Annotated in this window: 22 protein-coding genes; 6 read left to right on the forward strand and 16 right to left on the reverse strand. The window is 70.8% G+C overall.

Annotated elements, in window-relative coordinates:
- Positions 1-30: 30 nt before the first annotated feature.
- Positions 31-405 (forward strand): thioesterase family protein, encoded by a 375-nt coding sequence (locus tag CLV63_RS13350; protein WP_106583307.1) that lies wholly within the window; start codon positions 31-33, stop codon positions 403-405.
- 27 nt (positions 406-432) lie between these two features.
- On the opposite strand, the gene CLV63_RS13355 is transcribed toward CLV63_RS13350, so the two are convergent.
- Positions 433-2,094 carry an acetolactate synthase gene (locus CLV63_RS13355; RefSeq protein WP_106583308.1) on the reverse strand — a complete coding sequence of 554 codons (1,662 nt, stop codon included), beginning with the start codon at positions 2,092-2,094 and terminating at the stop codon, positions 433-435.
- Positions 2,095-2,241: 147 nt separating this feature from the next.
- Positions 2,242-2,982, reverse strand: a complete 741-nt coding sequence (locus CLV63_RS13360) for a GntR family transcriptional regulator (protein ID WP_106583397.1) — start codon at positions 2,980-2,982, stop codon at positions 2,242-2,244.
- Between the two features lie 147 nt (positions 2,983-3,129).
- Between CLV63_RS13360 and CLV63_RS13365 the strand changes: the two genes are divergently transcribed.
- Entirely contained in the window at positions 3,130-4,677 is a 1,548-nt protein-coding gene (locus CLV63_RS13365) for a sensor histidine kinase (RefSeq protein ID WP_106583309.1), read from the forward strand.
- Between the two features lie 58 nt (positions 4,678-4,735).
- Here the strand turns inward: CLV63_RS13365 and CLV63_RS13370 are convergent, their stop codons facing one another.
- Together CLV63_RS13370 and CLV63_RS13375 are read right to left on the reverse strand one after the other, a co-directional pair.
- Positions 4,736-4,993, reverse strand: a complete 258-nt coding sequence (locus tag CLV63_RS13370; protein ID WP_106583310.1) for a WhiB family transcriptional regulator — start codon at positions 4,991-4,993, stop codon at positions 4,736-4,738.
- Between the two features lie 448 nt (positions 4,994-5,441).
- Complete coding sequence (locus tag CLV63_RS13375; protein ID WP_106583311.1) at positions 5,442-6,380, reverse strand: diacylglycerol/lipid kinase family protein; 939 nt, start codon at positions 6,378-6,380, stop codon at positions 5,442-5,444.
- 155 nt (positions 6,381-6,535) lie between these two features.
- Here CLV63_RS13375 and CLV63_RS13380 point away from each other — a divergent pair, with 155 nt between their 5' ends.
- Positions 6,536-6,934 carry a hypothetical protein gene (locus CLV63_RS13380; protein ID WP_106583312.1) on the forward strand — a complete coding sequence of 133 codons (399 nt, stop codon included), beginning with the start codon at positions 6,536-6,538 and terminating at the stop codon, positions 6,932-6,934.
- A 77-nt stretch (positions 6,935-7,011) separates the two neighbouring features.
- Here the strand turns inward: CLV63_RS13380 and CLV63_RS13385 are convergent, their stop codons facing one another.
- The 8 genes from CLV63_RS13385 to CLV63_RS13420 all read right to left on the reverse strand — a co-directional run bounded on the left by CLV63_RS13385 (position 7,012) and on the right by CLV63_RS13420 (position 13,857).
- Positions 7,012-7,440, reverse strand: a complete 429-nt coding sequence (locus CLV63_RS13385) for a hypothetical protein (RefSeq protein WP_106583313.1) — start codon at positions 7,438-7,440, stop codon at positions 7,012-7,014.
- 1 nt (position 7,441) lies between these two features.
- Positions 7,442-8,992 carry a hypothetical protein gene (locus CLV63_RS13390; protein ID WP_106583314.1) on the reverse strand — a complete coding sequence of 517 codons (1,551 nt, stop codon included), beginning with the start codon at positions 8,990-8,992 and terminating at the stop codon, positions 7,442-7,444.
- A gap of 199 nt (positions 8,993-9,191) precedes the next feature.
- On the reverse strand, positions 9,192-9,950 hold the full coding sequence (locus tag CLV63_RS13395) for an RNA polymerase sigma factor SigF (RefSeq protein WP_211301289.1): 759 nt from the start codon (positions 9,948-9,950) through the stop codon (positions 9,192-9,194).
- A 41-nt stretch (positions 9,951-9,991) separates the two neighbouring features.
- Entirely contained in the window at positions 9,992-10,417 is a 426-nt protein-coding gene (locus tag CLV63_RS13400; RefSeq protein WP_106583315.1) for an anti-sigma factor, read from the reverse strand.
- A gap of 85 nt (positions 10,418-10,502) precedes the next feature.
- Positions 10,503-11,066 (reverse strand): GNAT family N-acetyltransferase, encoded by a 564-nt coding sequence (locus CLV63_RS13405; protein WP_106583316.1) that lies wholly within the window; start codon positions 11,064-11,066, stop codon positions 10,503-10,505.
- 65 nt (positions 11,067-11,131) lie between these two features.
- The gene (locus CLV63_RS13410; RefSeq protein ID WP_106583317.1) at positions 11,132-11,923 is read right to left on the reverse strand and encodes an amino acid ABC transporter ATP-binding protein; all 792 of its coding nucleotides are present in this window, start codon (positions 11,921-11,923) and stop codon (positions 11,132-11,134) included.
- Positions 11,923-12,891 carry an amino acid ABC transporter permease gene (locus tag CLV63_RS13415; protein WP_394339767.1) on the reverse strand — a complete coding sequence of 323 codons (969 nt, stop codon included), beginning with the start codon at positions 12,889-12,891 and terminating at the stop codon, positions 11,923-11,925. Before CLV63_RS13415 ends, CLV63_RS13410 begins: the two co-directional genes overlap by 1 nt.
- Positions 12,892-12,903: 12 nt before the next feature.
- Positions 12,904-13,857, reverse strand: a complete 954-nt coding sequence (locus CLV63_RS13420; protein ID WP_106583318.1) for an ABC transporter substrate-binding protein — start codon at positions 13,855-13,857, stop codon at positions 12,904-12,906.
- Between the two features lie 365 nt (positions 13,858-14,222).
- Here CLV63_RS13420 and CLV63_RS13425 point away from each other — a divergent pair, with 365 nt between their 5' ends.
- Positions 14,223-15,401: an NAD(P)-dependent malic enzyme gene (locus CLV63_RS13425; RefSeq protein WP_106583319.1), complete on the forward strand. Its 1,179-nt coding sequence runs from the start codon at positions 14,223-14,225 to the stop codon at positions 15,399-15,401.
- 132 nt (positions 15,402-15,533) lie between these two features.
- On the opposite strand, the gene CLV63_RS13430 is transcribed toward CLV63_RS13425, so the two are convergent.
- Positions 15,534-15,734: a DUF397 domain-containing protein gene (locus CLV63_RS13430; protein ID WP_106583320.1), complete on the reverse strand. Its 201-nt coding sequence runs from the start codon at positions 15,732-15,734 to the stop codon at positions 15,534-15,536.
- Between the two features lie 117 nt (positions 15,735-15,851).
- A complete protein-coding gene (locus CLV63_RS13435) occupies positions 15,852-16,709 on the reverse strand; it encodes a helix-turn-helix domain-containing protein (RefSeq protein WP_245928787.1) in 858 nt (285 codons plus the stop codon).
- A 239-nt stretch (positions 16,710-16,948) separates the two neighbouring features.
- Here CLV63_RS13435 and CLV63_RS13440 point away from each other — a divergent pair, with 239 nt between their 5' ends.
- Together CLV63_RS13440 and CLV63_RS13445 are read left to right on the forward strand one after the other, a co-directional pair.
- The gene (locus CLV63_RS13440; protein ID WP_106583322.1) at positions 16,949-17,302 is read left to right on the forward strand and encodes a VOC family protein; all 354 of its coding nucleotides are present in this window, start codon (positions 16,949-16,951) and stop codon (positions 17,300-17,302) included.
- A gap of 51 nt (positions 17,303-17,353) precedes the next feature.
- Positions 17,354-18,322, forward strand: a complete 969-nt coding sequence (locus CLV63_RS13445) for a zinc-binding dehydrogenase (RefSeq protein ID WP_106583323.1) — start codon at positions 17,354-17,356, stop codon at positions 18,320-18,322.
- Positions 18,323-18,355: 33 nt separating this feature from the next.
- On the opposite strand, the gene CLV63_RS13450 is transcribed toward CLV63_RS13445, so the two are convergent.
- Positions 18,356-18,547: a type II toxin-antitoxin system HicA family toxin gene (locus CLV63_RS13450; RefSeq protein ID WP_245928788.1), complete on the reverse strand. Its 192-nt coding sequence runs from the start codon at positions 18,545-18,547 to the stop codon at positions 18,356-18,358.
- Positions 18,548-18,920: 373 nt separating this feature from the next.
- Positions 18,921-19,157, reverse strand: coding sequence for a hypothetical protein (locus CLV63_RS13460; RefSeq protein WP_106583326.1), 237 nt, complete (start codon positions 19,155-19,157; stop codon positions 18,921-18,923).
- Between the last annotated feature and the right edge of the window lie 59 nt (positions 19,158-19,216).

The following is a 19,216-nucleotide window of genomic DNA, read 5'->3' on the forward strand; positions in this document are numbered from 1 at the left end:
CACGCGCGGCCCCCGGTAGGGTGTGCGGCCATGGACACAGGACTCACCGGAGAGGCCGACCTGCTCGTCGGCGCGGCCGACACAGCGGCCGCGCTGGGCAGCGGCGAGATCGACGTCCTCGGCACCCCGCGGGTGCTGGCGCTGGCCGAGGCGGCGACCGTCGCGGCGCTCGCCGGCCGGCTCGACGGCGGCGACACAACGGTCGGCACCCGCGTCGAGCTGACCCACCTGCGTGCCACGCCCGTGGGCGCGAAGGTGCACGCCGCCGCGGTGCTGCGCGAGTCGGCCGGCCGGCGGCTGGTGTTCGACGTCGTGGTCAGTAGCGACGGCGCCGAGGCCGCGCGCTGCACGATCGAGCGCGTGGTCGTCGACAGGGAGCGCTTCCTCGCGAACGCGCGGGCCTGACCCGGGGCACGGGGCCCGGCCCGCCGCTCAGACCCCCATGGTCTTCCTGGGATACACGTTCTCGGGGTCGGTGGCGATGTTCACCAGGTACGGCACCCCGGAGTCGAACGCGCGGCGCAGCGCCGGGCCGATCTCCTCGGGGCGGGTGACCAGCTCCCCGCCGCCGCCCAGCGACCGCACCACCTCGTCGTAGCGGGTCTGTGGGGTTAGTTCGGTGATGACGTCGTAGCCGTAGAGCATCTGCATCGGGGCCTTCTCCAGCCCCCAGATCCCGTTGTTGCCGCACACCATGACCACCGGCAGCTTGTGCCGGACGAGGGTGTCGACGTCCATGAGCGAGAACCCGGCCGCGCCGTCGCCGAGCAGGGTGACCACCTGCGACGACGGGCGGGCGAGCCGGGCCGCGATGGAGTAGCCCATGCCCGTGCCGAGGCAGCCGAACGGGCCGGGGTCGAGCCAGTTGCCGGGGCGCGCGGGCTCGATGTACTTGCCCGCGTACGACACGAAGTCGCCGCCGTCGCCGATGACCACGGCGTCGTCGTCGAGGACCCGGTTCAGCTCCCCGTAGATGCGCGCGGGGTGGATCGGGTCGGCGTCGCTGGCGAGCGCGTCGGCGTCGGCGGCGATCGCCGCGGCGGCGGCTTCGGCGAGCGAGGCGCGCCACCGCTCGACCGACGCCGCGGGCTTGGCCGCGTCGCCGAGCGCGCGCAGGATCGCGGCCAGGTCGCCCGATGCGGCGCCCGCCAGGGTGAGGTGGCCGGCGAGCTGGTCGGGGGAGTCGGCGATGTGGACGGTCTTGGCGAGCGGGGCGCCGTCGCGGCCGCCGAACAGGCCGTGCCCCAGCCGGAAGTCCAGCGGGGTGCCCACCACGACGACCAGGTCGGCCCCTCCGAACGCGGCCCCCCGCGCCCGGGTGGCGAGCAGCGGGTGCCCGGCGGGCAGCACGCCGCGGCCCTGCCCGTTGGTGATGACGGGGATGCCGAGTTCTTCGGCGACGGCGAGCGCGGTGTCCTCGGCGCCGTCGAGCCACACATCGGAGCCGTACACCAGGAGCGGGCGCTCGGCCTCGCCGATGAGCCGCGCGATGGCGGCGACGGCGCCGGGGTCGGGGGTGCGGTCGGGGGCCGGTGCGCTGCCGGGCAGGTCGGTGTCGGCCTGGTCGTAGATGTGGTCCATCGGCACGTCGAGGAACACCGGGCCCCGGTGAGCCCCGTTGGCGAGCGCGAACGCCTCGTCGGTCGCCCCGGCGATCGCCGCGGGGTCGTGGACGGTCCACGCCTTCTTGGTGACGGGGTCGAGCAGCGGGGGCTGGTCGAGCTCCTGGAGGAGGCCCTGGCCCCACCGGCTGTCGGGCGCCCTGCCGCCGAGGAGCACCATCGGGGAGCCGTTGAAGTGCGCCGTGGCGACCCCGCTGACGGCGTTGGTGACACCGGGGCCAGCGGTGACCGCCGCGAGGCCGGCGCGCCGGGTCAGCTTGCCGATGCCCTCGGCGCCGAAGACCGCGGTCTGCTCGTGCCGCACGTCGAGCAGCCGCATGACGGGTTCGGGCCGCACCGCCGCGTCGTAGAGGGGGAACACGTGGCCCCCGCTGAGGGTGAACATGGTGTCGACCCCGTGGTGCCGGGCGACCGTCACCGCATGGGTGCCGCCGTGGCCGGTGATCCGGCCGGAGAACGGGGGCGTGCTCATGGCTGCGTCACACTCCTTGCGGCCCCGGAGGGCACGGGTGGGCCGGGGCGGGGCGGTGTCGCGCCCCTCGCGGTTGCTACCGCGCAACCTACCAGCCGGTAGCATGCCGCGAGTGGCGCGGGCCACACAACCTTGCCGGGCGCCGGATCAGTCCATCGGCGGGCGCAGCCGCGTGACGAACTTGTACCGGTCGCCGCGGTACAGCGAACGCACCCATTCGACCGGGTGCCCCTCGCCGTCGAAGCTGTGCTGGCAGTGCAGGACCAGGGGCAGCCCGACGTCGACACCGAGCAGGCGCGCCTCGTTGGGGGTGGCGAGGACCGTCTCGATGGTGGCCTCGGCCTCGGCCAGCCGGACGTCGTAGGCGCTGGCGAGCGCCTCGTACAGGGAGGCGTAGCGGTCGAGCTGGCGGCGCAGCCCGGGGAAGCGGCGCGCGGCGAGGTGGGCGGTCTCGACCGCCATGGGCTCGCCGTTGGCGAGCCGCAGGCGCTCGATGCGCAGCACCCTGCCGCCGGAGCGGATGGCGAGCAGCTCGGCGAGGTCGTCGTCGGCGTTGATGTAGCTGACGTCGAGGATGCGGGTCGCCGGGTGCAGGCCGTGCGCCCGCATCTCCTGGGTGTAGCTGGTGAGCTGGAGGACCTGGGCGACCTTGGGCTTGGCGACGAAGGTCCCCTTGCCCTGGATGCGCAGGAGCCGCCCCTCGACCACCATCTCGGTGAGCGCCTGGCGCACCGTGGTCCGCGAGGTCTGGAACTCGGCGGCGAGGGTGCGCTCAGGCGGCACCGGGTTGCCGGCCGGCATGGTCTCGATGAGCTCCAGCAGCTGCTTCTTCACTTGGTAGTACTTCGGAACCCGGGGACCGTCTTCGAGCGTCTGCTGACCCGTCACGTAGGTTTCCTCCACCGCTTCCACCGGCACTGTGGCGCATCTTCGCAAGGGGCGGGTCCGGACGCGGTCGGCGCCGCAGACCGACTGGTCTGGACCAATGGGCGAAGTGTCCTCATAGTATGCACGCAATCGTGGGATGATCTGTGAGTGCCTCACCTCAGCGACCTCATCCGCCGCTACACCGCGCTCAAGACGGCCGACCTCGAATGGCTGCACGCACTGGTGTCCGACTGGCAGCTGCTGGCCGACCTCTCGTTCGCGGACCTGGTGCTGTGGGTGCGGCTGCGCGACGACAGCGGATGGGTGGCGGTGTCGCAGATGCGCCCCACGACCGGCCCCACCGCCTTCCAGGACGATCTGGTCGAGACCTTCCTCAGCGACGGCATGGCCGGGATGCTGCGCCCCGGGGCGAGCACCCGGGCGCAGGCCGCGGCGAAACGCGCGCTCATCGACCGCGCCTGGACCGAGGGCCGCATCTGCCGCGAGGGCGACCCCGACTGGTCCGGCGGGGTGCCCGTGCGCGAGGAGACCGTCCCCGTGCGGCGCGACGGCCACCTCATCGCCGTCATCCAGCGGAGCACCAACCTCAGCTCGGCGCGCACCCCCAGCCGGCTGGAACTGACCTACCTGCAAAGCGCGAGCGACCTCGCCCAGATGATCGCCGAAGGCGACTTCCCGTTCAGCGACCAGGGGCCGCTCATGGTCCGCTCGCCGCGGGTGGGCGACGGCCTGCTGCGCCTGGACCAGGAGGGGCGCGTGGTCTACGCGAGCCCCAACGCGCTCTCGGCGTACCGCCGGCTGGGGCTCACCGCCGACCTGGTCGGCGGCTACCTGTCGCGCACGACCCTCGACCTGGCGAGCACCGCCGACGCGCGCGACGAGTCGCTGCCGTGGACGGCGGCCGGCCGGGTCCCGCAGGAGTCGGAGGTCGAGGCGCGCGGCTCGTCCATCCAGCTCCGCTCCATCCCGCTGGTCATCGGCGGCACCCGGATCGGGGCGCTGGTCATGGTGCGCGACGTCACCGAGCTGCGGCGACGCGAACGCGAGCTGATGACCAAGGACGCGACCATCCGCGAGATCCACCACCGGGTGAAGAACAACCTCCAGACCGTCGCCGCGCTGCTGCGGCTGCAAGGGCGCCGCATCCAGGTCCCCGAGGGGCGCGCGGCGCTGGACGAGGCGGAGCGCAGGGTGGGGTCCATCGCCATCGTGCACGAGATGCTGTCGCACACCCCCGACGAGATCGTGGACTTCGACGACATCGCCGACAGGGTCATCGAAATGGCGGCGGAGGTCTCATCGACCAGCGACACCGTGGTCCCGCGCCGATGCGGGCACTTCGGCCTGCTGTCGGCGCTCACCGCAACGCCGCTGTCGATGGTCCTCACCGAACTGGTGCAGAACGCCATCGAGCACGGGCTGCGGCACGGCCCGGGGCACATCGAGGTGCGGGTCGTCCGCGAGGACGCCGGGCGCGACGAGCCCGACCGGGCGGGCCGGCTGCTCATCGAGGTCGCCGACGACGGCGGCGGGCTGCCCGACGACTTCGACATCGACAGCAACGACAGCCTCGGCCTACAGATCGTGCGCACGCTCATCGTCGGCGAACTGGGCGGCCACCTGGAGATCAAGCCGCAGGAGAGCGGCGGTACGAAGGTCGCGATCGACCTGCCGGTGGAACACCCCCAGCCGTAGCGTCGTCGCGGGTGTCCGTGGGGCCGGTGCAGCGAATGGCCGGTGCGCGAAGGAGCGGTCAGACCGTGGTGGCGCGGAGGTCGCGTACCGAACGGCGGCGCTTCAGCGCGCGGCGCTCGTCCTCGCTCATGCCGCCCCAGACCCCGCCGTCCTGACCGGATTCGAGCGCCCAGCGCAGGCAGGAGTCGACCACCGGACAGCTCCGGCAGACCTCTTTCGCCTCTTCGATCTGGACCAGTGCGGGCCCGGAATCGCCGATCGGGAAGAACAACTCAGGATCTTCGTCACGGCAGGCGGCGTGATGGCGCCAGTCCATGCGGCACAACTCCTCACAGTGAGGCGATCGGGGATAGCCGGGAATTGTGAACACGTTCACAATTCGCGACGCCGTCAGGGGGCGACTCCATCGTCGGACCCCGATGCGCTTTCTGTGCCGACCCGGGCAAAGGTCCGCGCCGACCAGGGCGGCGAGCTGCACACCGCAGCCCCGCGACCTCGGCCGAACGTGTTTACCTGAGCGTAACGTCGGCGGTACTTTTGAGCCTCGCAGGCATCCCGCGCACACGCAAGGGGTGGGTGTGGTCTATCCTGTCGCCCGGTATGTCGTGTGCGTCACAGCCGAAAAGCGCCCGTTTGCCCTGATTGCGCCCTGGTCACGTTGTGTGGACCGGCGCGGGCCGGGGCCCATCGGGACGACATCCCCGCTGCGCGACCCTCGCGCGGCGGCGCGGCAGGGGCATCCCGAGGCGTCCGCGGAACACGCCCTAGCAGACCATCCGCAGGGCCTTCGGGACCGAGTGGAACACCACCCGCGTGCGCGGCCCCAGGTACTCGCCGTCGATCTGGAAGGCGCGCGGCCGCCGCGCGGTCACCTCGAAGCCCTCCTGGTCGTGCCAGCTCACATAGCCCCGCCCGGCCGGCCCCACACCCTGCTTCGACATCATCTGCCGCAGCAGCTCGGCCGTCCGCACGGTCGAGATGCGGGTCAGCGCGAACGCGTCCAGCCCCAGTTCGAACCGCGAGCGGGGGGTCGGCTGCACCGGCACGGCGCCCGCGTAGGTCCACGGCGTGGTGTTGGTGACCACGACGAAGCTGAGGTCGTTCACCAGGCTGCCGCCCGCCGGCTCGACCCGCAGCGAGGTGTCGCGGATCCGGTTGCCCTCGAAGAACAGCTTCAGCGCGATGCCCATGTAGAGGGCCGGCGAGGCGCGGCGGCCCCGGCGGCGCTGGCGCTCGACCTCGTGGACGACGTCGGCGTCCCACCCGAACCCGGCGCAGAACGTGAAGTAGCGGTCGTCCTTCTCGCTCTCGATCCGGCCGAGGCTCACGTGGCGCTGGTGGCCCGAGCGCAGCGCCTCCAGCACCGCGCCGGTGGCCTCGACCGGGTCGGCGGGCAGCCCCAGGGCGCGGATGAACACATTGGCGCTGCCGCCGGGCAGCGCGGCGTAGGACGGCCTGGGCAGCTCGGCAGGGGCCGTGAGAAGGCCGTTGACGACCTCGTTGACCGTGCCGTCGCCGCCGAGGCTGACGACGAGTTCGTAGCCCTCCACGGCGGCGCGCCGGGCGAGCTCCTCGGCGTGTCCCGGGTACTCGGTCTGCGCGAGCTCCACCGGGATGTCGCTCGCGACGGCCCGGACGATGACGTCCCGCGCACGCGGGGTCGTGGTCGTGGCCTGCGGATTGGTGATGAACAGGGCGCGCACACCGACAGCCTATTGACTCAGGCGCCCATTCGGGCGGAAGGGGGCGCCGGCGGCGGCCCCCGCGCGGCCCCGGGGCGGCGCCGCCGCACGGGTGGCCCGGGTGCGGCCCGGGTGCGCCGCGCCCGGCCCGGACAGCCCTGCCGATACAGTGAAGTGTGCCCCGACGCCCCACCACCATCACCGCCGCTGCGGCACTTGAGGCCCTGGTCGGGCTCGTGCTCCTGGGCGAAGCCTGCTACATCCTGGTCAACACGGTCCTCGGCAGGGCGACGGACCTCACCTTCGCGATCCCGCTGATCGTGTTCGCGTTCGCCGGGGCAGGGGTCATCGGCTACGTCGCGTGGGGCCTGTACACCCTGCACGACTGGGCGCGTACACCCGTGGTCCTGACCCAGATCTTCGCCCTGGTGATCGCCTATTACCTGCTGACCAGCGCGCAGTACGCGCTCAGCGCGGGGGTGGCGGTCGTCGCGGCCGCGGCGCTGGTCCTGGTGCTGCTGCCGCCGAGCACGGCGGCGCTGTACCCCGACGGGCCGGAGAACCGCCGCGGCTGACCCCGCGGCGGCCACAGCACGCAGCCCCGGCGGCGCGGCGCCCTGTTCCGGCCGGACCGCGGCCCGCAGGACACCGGCTAATACCCGTAGGACGACGCGCGGCGCTTCGGCCGCAGGAACAGGTACGCCGCCGCCGCGCCCGCGAGCCCGGTGACGAACTGGGCGATCATCGGCGCGACCGGGTCGCCGCCCGCCGCGCCGAGCACGGCGCTCACGACCGCCATGCCCACGGGGAACGCCAGCACGACCGCCGCTCCGGCCGGCGCGGCGATGCGGGCGCGCCCGTAGATCAGGGTCGCGATCAGTACCAGGACGAACGACGCGAAGAGCTGCGGCACCGCCGTCCAGAGCACCTGGCTGCCGGTCTCCTCCGCCTGGTCGACATCGGCGTAGCGGAGGTAGGCCATGTACTGGCCCATGCTCCAGAGCATCCAGAACAGCACCGAAGCGACCACCGCGAGGACCGCGCGCCCCCACCGCACCCCGGTCTCGTCCGATCGCCGCATGTCAGTTGCCCTTTCCTTCGTAGACGCACGGAGGGTAGTCGATGAAGTTGCGGTTGCCATCGGGGCCGGGGGGACCCAGGATCTGGGCCTTGCTGGTGTGGCGCCTGTCGATGCCCCAGCTGACGTCGGCGCCGACGGACAGCCCGAGCTTGGCCTTGGCGCCGAGCTCGGTCTCGTCCTTCTGGACGTCCGACTCGTACTGCCAGGCGGTGCCCTTGTCGTACATGACCTGCTCCCACGGGGGAGCGTCGGGCCCCGGCTTCTTGTTGAGGGTGCCGCCCTCCTTGTCGTCCATCTCGGGGTTCGCCAAGGAGGTGAGGGCGTTGGTCGGGGGCAGCAGCCCGCGGTCGCGCAGCAGCGCCTCGCCGGCCTCCTGCTCCTCGGGGGTCTCGAAGTTGAGCTGGATCGACTGGGTGGTCGCGGTCTCGTCGACGTCCTTGTTCATGCCCCCGCCGCTGTTGTCGCCCCGGCGGCCCTCGCCGCCCGTGCCGTCGGTGGAGGACTTGCCCATGACGGTGGTGTAGCGGATGTTCTTCAGCGAACCGTCCTGGTTGCGCATGATGCGGGTGCCGCCCTTCCAGCGCAGGGCCTCTTCGTAGCGCTTGGGGCCGACGTTGGCGCCGAGTGAGCCCTCACCGCTCCACTCGTAGGTCGTGGCGGTCTTGGTGTTGCCGGGTTCGTTGCGCCAGAACGCCAGCTCGGCGGATCCCTCGGTCTGCACGCTGCCGTCGACTCCGAGGTTGAGGTTCCACTTGGGCTGCGCCTCCTTGTTCTCGGGCTTGGCGTGCCTGCCCTTGGAGGCCGGCTCGCCGAGGTTGGCGCCGAGCCCGGCATCGAGGTTGGCGCTCAAGGCGACCTGGTGCGACTCGATCTCCGGCTTGCGGGGATCGGGGTCGTCGACGACCCCGGTCTTGTCGAGTGCCCACCGGCCGAAGCGGTAGCCGGGGGAGAGGTCCTTGGCGATCTCGTCCTTGTAGTCGCCCTTGAGCTGGTCCTCGAAGTCCTTGTACTCCTTCTCGTTCTTGAAGATGTGGGTCTCGCCGGGGGTGTAGCTGCCGGAGGCCCTGCCTTCGACGGCGGCCTCGATGCCGGCCGCGCTCTTCTTGCCGATCTGCACGCCGGCGCCCCCGACCGCGCCGAGGATGGTCTTCGGCTCGAAGGTGACGATCACCGAGCCGTCCGAGAGGGTCTCCTTGGCGTACCTGTAGTCCTTGCCGATGGTGACGAAGCCGATGTCCACGGAGAAGCCGCCGTGCTGGCTCTCGGCGTTGCGCACGCAGTAGTCGGGCGCGTAGTCGCGCTCCTCCTTCTTGGCGCATTCGGCATCGCCGAAGATCGAGAGGAGCCGGCAGAGGGCGTCGTCGACCGGGTTGCTGATGCCGGGCGGGATCACCACGACGATGCCGGCGAAGATCGCGGCGACCAGAATGATGATCGAGCTGTACTCGACCGCCCCCGCGCCGCGGTCGGCGCGGCGCGTCCCCCGGTCCGTGGCCGTGCCACCTGGGGAGTGCTGTAATCGGGCGGAACCTGGTCGGCGAGGGGACAGCATGAAGTGACCATAAAGTGCACACCGCGTGAAGGGTAAGAGTCCCAGAGCCCAAATGGGGTCCCATTCTGCCGGTGTGAGGCTATGACCTGGGGGTGCGCGGGTGCGAGGCCGGATCCCCGCCGTGCGGCGGGCGGCGGGCGGTGTGCTGAAACGCCCGGAGGGGCCCGGGACACGGGTGTCCCGGGCCCCTCCGGGCGACCTAGTCCTCTGTGGTGAGCGCCTGGCGCAGCTGGGCGAGGGTGCGGGCCAGCAGCCGCGACACGTGCATCTGGGAGATGCCGAGCTCCTGAGCGATCTGGGACTGGGTCATGTTGCCGAAGAAGCGCAGCAGCAGGATCCGCTTCTCGCGCGGCGGAAGCTGCTCCAGCAGCGGTTTCAGCGATTCGCGGTACTCGACGCCTTCGAGGGAGTCGTCGACGATGCCGAGGGAGTCGGCGACAGCGGGCGCGTCCTCGTCGCCGCTGTCGGGGGCGTCGAGCGACACGGTGGAGTAGGCGTTCGCCGACTCCAGCCCTTCGAGCACCTCCTCCTCGGTCATTTGCAGGTGCTCGGCGAGCTCGTGCACCGTGGGGGCGCGCCCTTGGCGCTGGGAGAGGTCGCCCACGGCCTTGGTCAGCGACAGCTTCAGTTCCTGGAGGCGGCGCGGTACGCGCACCGCCCAGCCCTTGTCGCGGAAGTGCCGCTTGATCTCGCCGACGATCGTGGGGGTGGCGTAGGTGGAGAACTCCACGCCGCGTTCGAGGTCGAAGCGGTCGATCGACTTGATCAGTCCGATGGTCGCGACCTGGGTGAGGTCGTCGAGCCATTCGCCCCGGTTGCGGAAGCGCCGGGCCAGGTACTCCACCAGCGGAAGGTGCAACTCGACGAGTTCGTCGCGGATGCGCTGGCGTTCGGAGGAGTCGGCCGGGAGCTCGCCCAGGCGCTCGAACAGTTCTCGTGCACGTGCTCTGTCGGGCACCGAATGCTCCGTTTTCGCCGTCAGAGCGGACCCCCTTTCGCTCACGCCGACTCCACCGCGCCGCGGCGCTTGAGGAGGACGATGCTCACACGGTCGTCGGGGCCGACACCTGCGTCGACCTCGCCTGCCAATGCGGAGAGCACGGTCCAGGCGAAGGTGTCGCGTTCGGGGAGCCGACCATCGGCTGTCAGCACCGAGACGGCGATGCGCATGCCGTCGCCGGTGAGTTCGAACTCGGTGGTCAGGTCGGTACCGGGCAGCGCCTGGGCCAGCAGCATGGCGCAGGCTTCGTCCACTCCGATACGGAGGTCCTCGATCTCGTCGAGGGTGAAGTCGAGCCGGGCCGCGAGGCCGGCCGTTGCAGTGCGCAGCACGGAGAGGTAGGCGCTGTCGGCCGGCATCCGCACGGTGACAGCGTCACGGATGTCCGTGGCACCAGCCGTTGGCACTGCGGTCTCTTCGGTCACGTCCCTCCTTCGGGATGTGCGATGGCAGCTTGCTAGCAATGTATCTTGTTTCGGTCCGGCCCCGTTGCAGGCGCCGCGATCGGTGTCACGCACCGGATCCCGGTGCGGCGCCCGGTTCCTGCGACCGCGAACCCGCGAACGCCGCGAGCGCGTCACCCGACAGCCGGTGGACGGTCCATTCGTCCATCGCGACCGCGCCGAGCGCCAGGTAGAAGTCGATCGCCGGGGTGTTCCAGTCGAGCACCGACCACTCCAGCCGCGTGTATCCGCGCTCCGCGCAGATCGCGGCGAGCTCGGCCATCATCGCCCGGCCGAGCCCGCTGCCGCGGAACTCCGGGCGCACATAGAGGTCCTCCATGTAGATGCCGTGCCGCCCGGTCCACGTGGAGAAGTTGCGGAAGTACACCGTGAACCCCGCGACGGCGCTGCCGCCGCCGGGGGCCTCGGCCTCGGCGATGAGCGCGTAGGCGGCGGGCTGCGGGCCGAACAGCGCCTCGGCGAGGTCGGCCTCCGACGCGGTGGCCGACTCGGCGGCCTTCTCGTACTCGGCGAGTTCGCCGATGAGCCGGCGGATCTCGGGGACGTCGCCCCGTTCGGCGGGCCGCACGCGCGTGCCGGTCGCGGACAGGGCGGCGGACGGGCGGGACATGGGGCTCCTTACTGGCGGCTGACCGGCATGGCGGCACGGCGCCGTTGTGCCCCGCGAGGGGCGGCTCAGAGGACCTTGGACAGGAACGCCTTGGTGCGCTCCTCCTGCGGGGAGCCCAGCACCTGGGCGGGCGAACCCGCCTCGACCACGACGCCGTCGTCCATGAAGACCAGGGAGTCGCCGACTTCGCGGGCGAACCCCATCTCATGGGTGACCACGACCATGGTCATCCCGTCGCGGGCGAGGTCCTTCATGGTATCGAGCACCTCGCCGACCAGCTCGGGGTCGAGCGCGCTGGTGGGCTCGTCGAACAGCATCAGCGCGGGTTCCATCGCCAGGGCCCTGGCGATCGCGACGCGCTGCTGCTGGCCGCCGGAGAGCTGGTCGGGGTGGTGGGCGTGCTTGTCGCCGAGGCCAACCCGCGCCAGCAGCTCCGTCGCGCGCTCCCGCGCGAGCTTCCTCGGGACGTTCCGGACCTGGACCGGCGCCTCCATGACATTGGCGAGGGCCGTCATGTGCGGGAACAGGTTGAAGCGCTGGAACACCATCCCGATCTCGCGCCGCTGCGCCGCGACCTCCTGCTCGCGCAGCTCGTAGAGCTTGCTGCCCTTCTGCCGGTAGCCCATCAGGTGGCCGTTCACCCACAGCCGCCCGGCGTTGATCTTCTCCAGGTGGTTGATGCAGCGCAGGAAGGTGGACTTGCCGGAGCCCGAGGGGCCGACGACGCACATGACCTCGCCGCGCTTGACGGTGAGGTCGATCCCGCGCAGGACCTCCAGCCGGCCGAAGCTCTTGTGCACGTCCTCGGCGACGACCATGGCGTCGGACCCGGGTGCACCGTTGGGACTGTCGGTCATCACATCCCCCCTCCGCCGGCGGTCTGGCGCGCGGTGATCTTGGCAACGGGGTCGTTGGTGCTGAAGGAGCGTTCGAGGAAGTACTGCCCGACCATGAAGACGCTCGTGATCACCAGGTAGTAGAGGCAGGCCGCGATCAGCATCGGGAAGATGCTGAAGTCGCGGTTGCCGATCGCCTGCAACTGGAACCACAGTTCGGTGTTCAGCGGCACGTAGGCGACCAGCGCGGTGTCCTTCAGCATCGCGACGGTCTCGTTGCCGGTGGGCGGGACGATGACGCGCAGCGCCTGCGGCAGGGTGATGCGCCGCAGCACCGTGGTGTTGTTCATGCCCAGCGCCTGCGCGGCCTCGGTCTGCCCCTTGTCGACGGACTGGAGGCCGGCGCGCACGATCTCCGACATGTAGGCGCCCTCGGACAGCGCCAGCCCGAGCAGCGCCGCCATGAACGCGGTCAGCACCGTGTTCATGTCGACGGAGTAGAACCGCAGGTCGCCGTCCATGCCGAACAGCGGCATCAGGTAGTTGTCGAACGGGACCCCGAACTCCAGTTCGCGGTACAGGATGCCGAGGTTGCCGAACAGCACGCACAGCACCAGGCGCGGCACGGCGCGGAAGAACCAGGTGTACACCCACGCGGTCGCCGACAGGATCGGGTTCGTCGACAGCCGCATGATGGCGACGACGACGCCGATGACGACCCCGATGACCATGGCGAGCACGGTCAGCAGCAGGGTGGTGCGCACACCTTCGAGGACGTTGGGCAGGAAGGCGCGCGACCGCATGTACGCCCAGTCGAACGCCGGGTTCGTGAGCAGCATGTTCACGAACATGGCGGCGAGCAGCAGGATGACGGCCGCGGCGACCCACCTGCCCGGGTGGCGGACGGGGACGGCCTTGATGGTCTCGGGTGGTCTGCGCCCCTCCGGCGGGGGTCCCGCCGGAGGGGGCGACTCGGCGCTGGTGCTCACTGCGCGGTGCTCTTATCCCTCGACGTCGGGGTTGACTTCGGTCTTCTCCAGCGTGCCCTGTTCGAGCTTCCAGTTCTTGAGGATCTCGTCGTAGGTGCCGTCGTCGATGAGGGACTGGTAGGCCGCCGCGATGGCGTCGGCCATCTCCGTGCCCTCCTTGTCGACCAGCACACCGTACGGCGCCGCCTCGTACTGCTCGCCGAGGGTCGCCAGCTTGCCGCCGGTCTGCTCGACCGCGTACGCGGCGACCGGCATGTCGGCGAGTCCCGCGTCGGCCTTGCCGGAGGCGATGGCGGCGGTGGCCTGGTCCTGGCCCTCGAACTGCTGGACGTCGATCTCCGCCTTGCCGTCGTCGGCGCACTTCTTGTTGCGCGCCTCCATGTCCTCGACCTGGACGGTGTCGGCCTGCACGGCGATCTTCTTGCCGCAGGCGTTGTCGGGGTCGATCTCGGCGGGGTTGCCCTTGGCGGTGAACCACTGGGTGCCCACGTTGAAGTAGCTCACCATGTTCACCTTCGCCAGCCGTTCGGCGTTGATGGTGAAGGAGGACACCCCGAAGTCGTACTTGCCGCTGTCGACGCCCTCGACGATGCCGCCGAAGGCGGCGGACTCCCACTGGACCTTCAGGTCCATGCGGGCCGCCGCGGCGTCGAAGAGCTGGATGTCGAAGCCGACCGGGGTCTTGCCGTCCTCGTCGAGGAACTCCGCGGGGGCGTAGCTGGTGTCGCTGCCGACCTTGACGGTGCCCTTGTCGCGGTACTCCGCGGGGACCATGTCGGCGATCTTGGAGTCGGCCTGCACCTTCGGCGCGTCGGGGATCTCGGGGGCGGAAAGGGCGCCGCCCCCGCCGCCGCCCGCGTCGTCGCCTCCTCCGCCACCACCGCAGGCGGACAGGGCGAACAGGGCTGCGGCCGCGATCGCGGTACCGCGCGCGGCCGGTCCATAGTGGAGCTGCGGCTTGGCCACCTGAGGTCTCCTTCTGTCAGATGAGCCGGTCGGGGGACGGCCCGACGGCACTCCGCGCCACGCGGCGCCGCCCTCGGGGAGGGCGGGGCCGCGAAGCGCGGGGGCTTCATCGTGCCGAAGTCGGCATGTGGCTGCGGTCACCGTTGTGAGATGATTGCGTAACGGGTCAACCCCGTAGCAACCGGCGGCGCTTCACTGCTCGCATATGAGCCCCGCGAGGACCGACCCCATGCGCGCCCGGTCGTGTCCGGCCGGGCGCCGGAATCCCCTAGCACCCGGTCCCCGCGCGCCGTAACCGAACCATCCAGGCCGTCCCCGTCGTTGGCCGACGGGGGCGAGCGTGCGTATATCCGAGGGGTTTTACCGTGACCACCGATTCCCATACCGCCCGCGACGAGGATCCGGCCTTCGCCCTGCACCGGGGCGGCAAGCTGCGCGTCGAGTCCTCTGTCGCGGTCACCGACCACGAGGGGCTGGCCCTCGCCTACACGCCGGGCGTCGCCCGCGTCTGCTCCGCCATCGCCGACACCCCCGAGCTCGTCGACACCTACACCTGGCGCAGCCAGGTCGTCGCGGTCGTCACCGACGGTTCGGCGGTCCTGGGCCTGGGCGACATCGGCCCCGCCGCGTCGCTGCCGGTCATGGAGGGCAAGTCGCTGCTGTTCAAGGAGTTCGCCGGGATCGACTCGGTGCCGATCGCGCTGTCGTGCAACGACACGGACGCCATCGTCGAGACCGTCGAGCGGATGTCGCCGTCGTTCGGCGGGATCAACCTGGAGGACATCTCGGCGCCCCGGTGCTTCGAGATCGAGCGCCGGCTGCGCGAGCGGCTCGACATCCCCGTCTTCCACGACGACCAGCACGGCACCGCCATTGTCGCGCTGGCGGCCGTGCGCAACGCGGCGCGGGTGACGGGGCGCTCCCTCGGCGACCTGCGCGTGGTCATCTCGGGCGCGGGCGCCTCGGGGATCGCCGTCGCGAAGATGCTGATCAGGGGCGGTGTCGGCGACCTCGTGGTCGCCGACAGCAAGGGGCTCGTCTACGCGGGCCGCGAAGGGCTGAACGACGCCAAGGCCGAGATCGCCGCCCTCAGCAACAAGGCCGGGCTCAAGGGGTCCATCGAGACCGCGCTGGCGGGCGCCGACGTCCTGGTGGGCCTGTCGGGGGGCACCATCGCCGAGGAGGCGGTCGCGAGCATGGCGGCGGACGCCGTCGTCTGCGCCATGGCCAACCCCGACCCCGAGGTGCACCCCGACGTCGCGCGCAAGTACGCGGCGGTCGTCGCCACCGGGCGCAGCGACTTCCCGAACCAGATCAACAACGTGCTGGCGTTCCCCGGTGTCTTCCGGGGCGCGTTCGACGCCCGCGCGTCCGACATCACCGAGAACATGAAGCTCGCGGCGGCGAACGCGCTGGCGGACCTGGTGGGCGACGACCTGTCGGCCGACTACATCCTCCCCAGCCCGTTCGACGAGCGCGTGGTCCCCGCGGTCGCGGCCGCCGTCGCGGCGCAGGCGCGCGCCGACGGTGTGGCGCGCGGCTGACCGCGGTCCGACGCGTCGGGTGGGCCGGAGCGGGTGTCCCGTTCCGGCCCACCGTCGTTCCCCCGTTCGGGAGGGACCGGCGCCGCAACCCGTCGATGCGGTCGGTCGCCACTCCCGATCAGTCGGTGTGCGCTACAGCTCGCCGCGGGCGACGGCCTCCACGAACGCCGCCCACGCCGGTGCGGAGAAGATCAGTGTTTCCGCGCCGTGCCGCTTGGAGTCGCGCACGGCCGTTGCCGTGCGGCAGGAAGCGACTTCGACGCACTGCCCCCCACCTGTGCCGCTGTAGGAGCTGGTGCGCCACACAGGATCCTTGTCGTCGAACGCGGTCATCCCGCGCCCCCTTTCGTTCGGTGCCGCCCGGTGGGCGCGTCGCGCGCCGGGCGGTCTCTCATTTCCCGGCGGGCGGTGCGCGCGCCGAGACGGGGAGCCCGCGTGCGTTGTCCATGCTCATCCGTCCTGCCGCTCCCGCATCCGCCGTTCGACGTGCGCGAGCAGGTCACGTGTCTGGCCGGGGTCGAGCGCAGCGCCCTGGAGGTGCTCGAACGCCTCGGTGTAGAACTTGACCTCTTTCTCCTTTTCTATGAACAGGCTGCTGGTCAGATTCTCCAAATGGATCAGCCTTGGTGCGTAAATGTCGGATTCGGCGAACTCAAGGATGTCGAATGATCCGTTGAGCCCGGAATGCGCACCGGTCTCGAAGGGCAGGACCCGCAGGGTGATATGCGGTTTTCTGCTCATTTCCGCCAGATGGCGGATCTGGTCGGCCATGACGCGCGGCGTGCCGACCGGGCGCCACAGCACCGACTCGTCCAGGACCGTGCTGATCGCCGGGGGGCTGTCGAGGTCCAGCAGCGCCTGGCGGCGGGTGCGCAGCCCGGCCTTGCGGTCGATCTCCTCGGTGTCGACGACGCTGGGGTGCGCCTCAAGCAGCGCCCGGGTGTACTCGGCCGTCTGCATCAGGCCGGGGACGATCTGGGTCTGGTAGAAGCGCAGCGTGCTCGCCTCGGGCTCCAGCCCGAGGTAGACCTCGAACCGTTCCGGGATGACGTCGCCGAAGACGTGCCACCACCCGCGGCGGCGCGACTCCCTGGCCAGCAGGATGAGGGTCTGGCGCCAGCCCGGATCGTCGACTTCGTAGAGTTCCAGCAGGTCGCGTACGTCATCGGAGTTGGTGGCGACCTGCCCGCGCTCGATCCGCGACACCTTGCTGCCCGACCAGGACATCTGTTCGGCCGCCTCCTCGCCGGTGAGCCCGGCGAGTTCGCGCAATCGTCGCAATTCCACCCCGAGACGACGTCGACGCACTGTCGGATTGTAGCCAGCGGTCACCGGAGCCTCCTTGGGTTTTATCAGGAGAGGCTACTTCCACAAACGGCAGAAGGTTACTTCACTCCGTCCTTCCGGAAAGCCGAAGGGATAATTCCATGTGGGAATTGCCGGATCCGCGTCGCCGCGGCGGCGCGCGGACCGGCGGGAGTAGGATGCGGGCCGGGTGCGGGACGCGGCCACGACGGGGTGCGCACGGACGCACGGGAAGGCGCGCCATGCGACTGGTGTACGTGCTCGACACCGCCGACATCACCGGCGCCGCCGCGTTCTGGTCGGCGGCACTGGGCTTCGACCGCGCCGCGCCCTCCCCGCTCTACCTCACCCTCTCCGATCCCGCCGGCCGCTGGCCCGACCTGCTGCTCCAGGAGGTCCCCGAGCACAAGGCCGGCAAGAACCGCATGCACCTGGACATGGTGGTGGCCGACCTCGCGGCGGAGACGGAGCGGCTGACCGCGCTCGGGGCGGTGCGGCGCCGCGCCCCGTTCGAGGAGATGGGCCACCGCCTGGCGGTCCTCGCCGACCCCGAGGGGAACGAGTTCTGCGTGGTCCAGCGGATCGGCGACGACTGACCTCGCGGGCGCCCGCGCCCGCGGGGCGGATCGGTGGTTAGGGTCGGGGGCATGTTCGCTATCACCGCCGCGCGCATCGACAAGGACAACCCACTCGACGCATTGGGGGTCGGCGAGCACCCCGACCCCGTCCCGCCCGACGGCTGGACCACCGTCACCGTCAAGGCCGCCGCGCTCAACCACCACGACCTGTTCAGCCTGCGCGGGGTCGGCCTCTCCGCCGACAAGTGCCCGATGGTCCTCGGCTGCGACGCAGCGGGGCTCGACGAGGACGGCAACCCGGTGATCGTGCACGCCGTCATCGGCGACGCCGACGCCGGGGGCGGCGACGAGACCCGCGACCCCCGCCGCTCGCTGCTGTCCGAGGTGCACGACGGCACGTTCGCGGAGAAGGTGGCCGTGCCGCGCCGCAACCTGATCCCCAAACCCGACGAGCTCTCCTTCGAGGAGGCCGCCTGCCTGCCCACGGCATGGCTCACGGCCTACCGGATGCTCTTCGACAAGGCCGGCCTGGAACCCGGCGCGCCGATTCTCGTGCAGGGCGCCGGCGGCGGGGTCACCAGCGCCCTGATCCGCCTCGCCGCGACCTCCGGCTACCGCGTCTACGCCACCAGCCGCAGCGAGACCAAGCGCGCCAAGGCGCTGGAGCTCGGCGCGCACGAGGCGCTGGAGAGCGGCGCCCGGCTGCCCGAGAAGGTCGACGCCGTGTTCGACACGGTTGGCGCGGCGACCTGGAAGCACTCGCTGCGCGCGCTGCGGCCCGGCGGGAAGATCGTCACCTGCGGCGCCACCAGCGGCGACGCCCCTTCGGCCGAACTGACCCGGGTGTTCTTCCTGCAACTCCAGGTCATCGGGTCGACCATGGGCTCACGCGATCAGCTGCGCCGCCTGGTGGAGTTCTGCGCGCGCACCGGGGTCCGCCCCGAGATCGACCGGGTCCTCCCCCTCGCCCGCGCAGCGGAGGGCTTCCGCGCGATGGACCAGGGCGACCTCTTCGGCAAGGTGGTGTTCACGGCGTGACCCGGCTCCCCTGGCCCCGCGGCCCAGGGACGCTCAGAGGAGCTTCTGAAGTTCCTCTGGCGTCATGCCGACATCGGCGAGGATCCCACGGAGGGTGCCTTTCGCGAGATCGCGTCCCGAGTGCACGGGAACGGTGGTGCCGCGACCGTCCGGGTGACGCATGATGCGATGACTACCGCTGATCCGTACCACGGCGAATCCCACCTTTTCGAGTGCCTTGACCACGCGGTCGCCTCGGACGCAGGGAACCGGAGGCATCAGGCGACGTCCATGGTCAATGCAAGTTCTTGCGGAGCCCCGAACTCTTCCAGGAGGCCGGAAAGAGCGACTCGGAGATCAGCGATCGCGGAGTCGGGATCGCTGCCTTCCCCATGTGCTCCGACACCAGGGCGCAGTTGGGCGTGCGCACACCACACACCGTCTTCGTCCTGGTCCAGGACGTATGGAATGTGAACGGTCCGAGCCATTGGCAGTGTCTCCTCTGCAACCATCCGGTTCGATCAGGTTATCGGATGACGCTCTACGACCGCCGTCGCCCGGCAACAACGGCCTCGGCCCTGGATATGAAGCCGGTGATCGAAGCGGCCCCTTCTGAGAGTCACCGGAACTCGCTGCCCTCCGCGTATTCCAGCACGGAGGAGATGGAATCGACGTTCGTCAACTGCGGGCGCCCCAGGTCGACTGGCGAGGTGTGAAACGGGCCGCCTGGTGACGTGAGCCGCAGGCCGAGTCGCAGGAGTCGATTGACGGCATGGTCCAAGCCGATCCCCTCCCTCTCACGCAGTTCGCCGAGTTGCGTTGCTACGTCTTCATCGATGGTCAGCGTCGCTCTCACACATCCAAGTATGGAGCCTTCGATGCTCCGGCGCATGCGAAGAGGGGCCCGGAATTGCG

Origin of the sequence: Murinocardiopsis flavida, from assembly GCF_003014485.1 — a bacterium.
GTDB classification, from domain to species: domain Bacteria; phylum Actinomycetota; class Actinomycetes; order Streptosporangiales; family Streptosporangiaceae; genus Murinocardiopsis; species Murinocardiopsis flavida.

What these genes read in the sequence shown, in the direction of transcription:
- CLV63_RS13405 (WP_106583316.1), bottom strand. Translation starts at nt 11,066, where the DNA reads ATGTCCCGCCCGTCCGCCGCCCTGTCCGCGACCGGCACGCGCGTGCGG.
- CLV63_RS13410 (WP_106583317.1), bottom strand. Translation starts at nt 11,923, where the DNA reads ATGACCGACAGTCCCAACGGTGCACCCGGGTCCGACGCCATGGTCGTC.
- CLV63_RS13390 (WP_106583314.1), bottom strand. Translation starts at nt 8,992, where the DNA reads ATGCTGTCCCCTCGCCGACCAGGTTCCGCCCGATTACAGCACTCCCCA.
- CLV63_RS13385 (WP_106583313.1), bottom strand. Translation starts at nt 7,440, where the DNA reads ATGCGGCGATCGGACGAGACCGGGGTGCGGTGGGGGCGCGCGGTCCTC.
- CLV63_RS13370 (WP_106583310.1), bottom strand. Translation starts at nt 4,993, where the DNA reads ATGGACTGGCGCCATCACGCCGCCTGCCGTGACGAAGATCCTGAGTTG.
- CLV63_RS13440 (WP_106583322.1), top strand. Translation starts at nt 16,949, where the DNA reads ATGCGACTGGTGTACGTGCTCGACACCGCCGACATCACCGGCGCCGCC.
- CLV63_RS13350 (WP_106583307.1), top strand. Translation starts at nt 31, where the DNA reads ATGGACACAGGACTCACCGGAGAGGCCGACCTGCTCGTCGGCGCGGCC.
- CLV63_RS13430 (WP_106583320.1), bottom strand. Translation starts at nt 15,734, where the DNA reads ATGACCGCGTTCGACGACAAGGATCCTGTGTGGCGCACCAGCTCCTAC.
- CLV63_RS13445 (WP_106583323.1), top strand. Translation starts at nt 17,354, where the DNA reads ATGTTCGCTATCACCGCCGCGCGCATCGACAAGGACAACCCACTCGAC.
- CLV63_RS13355 (WP_106583308.1), bottom strand. Translation starts at nt 2,094, where the DNA reads ATGAGCACGCCCCCGTTCTCCGGCCGGATCACCGGCCACGGCGGCACC.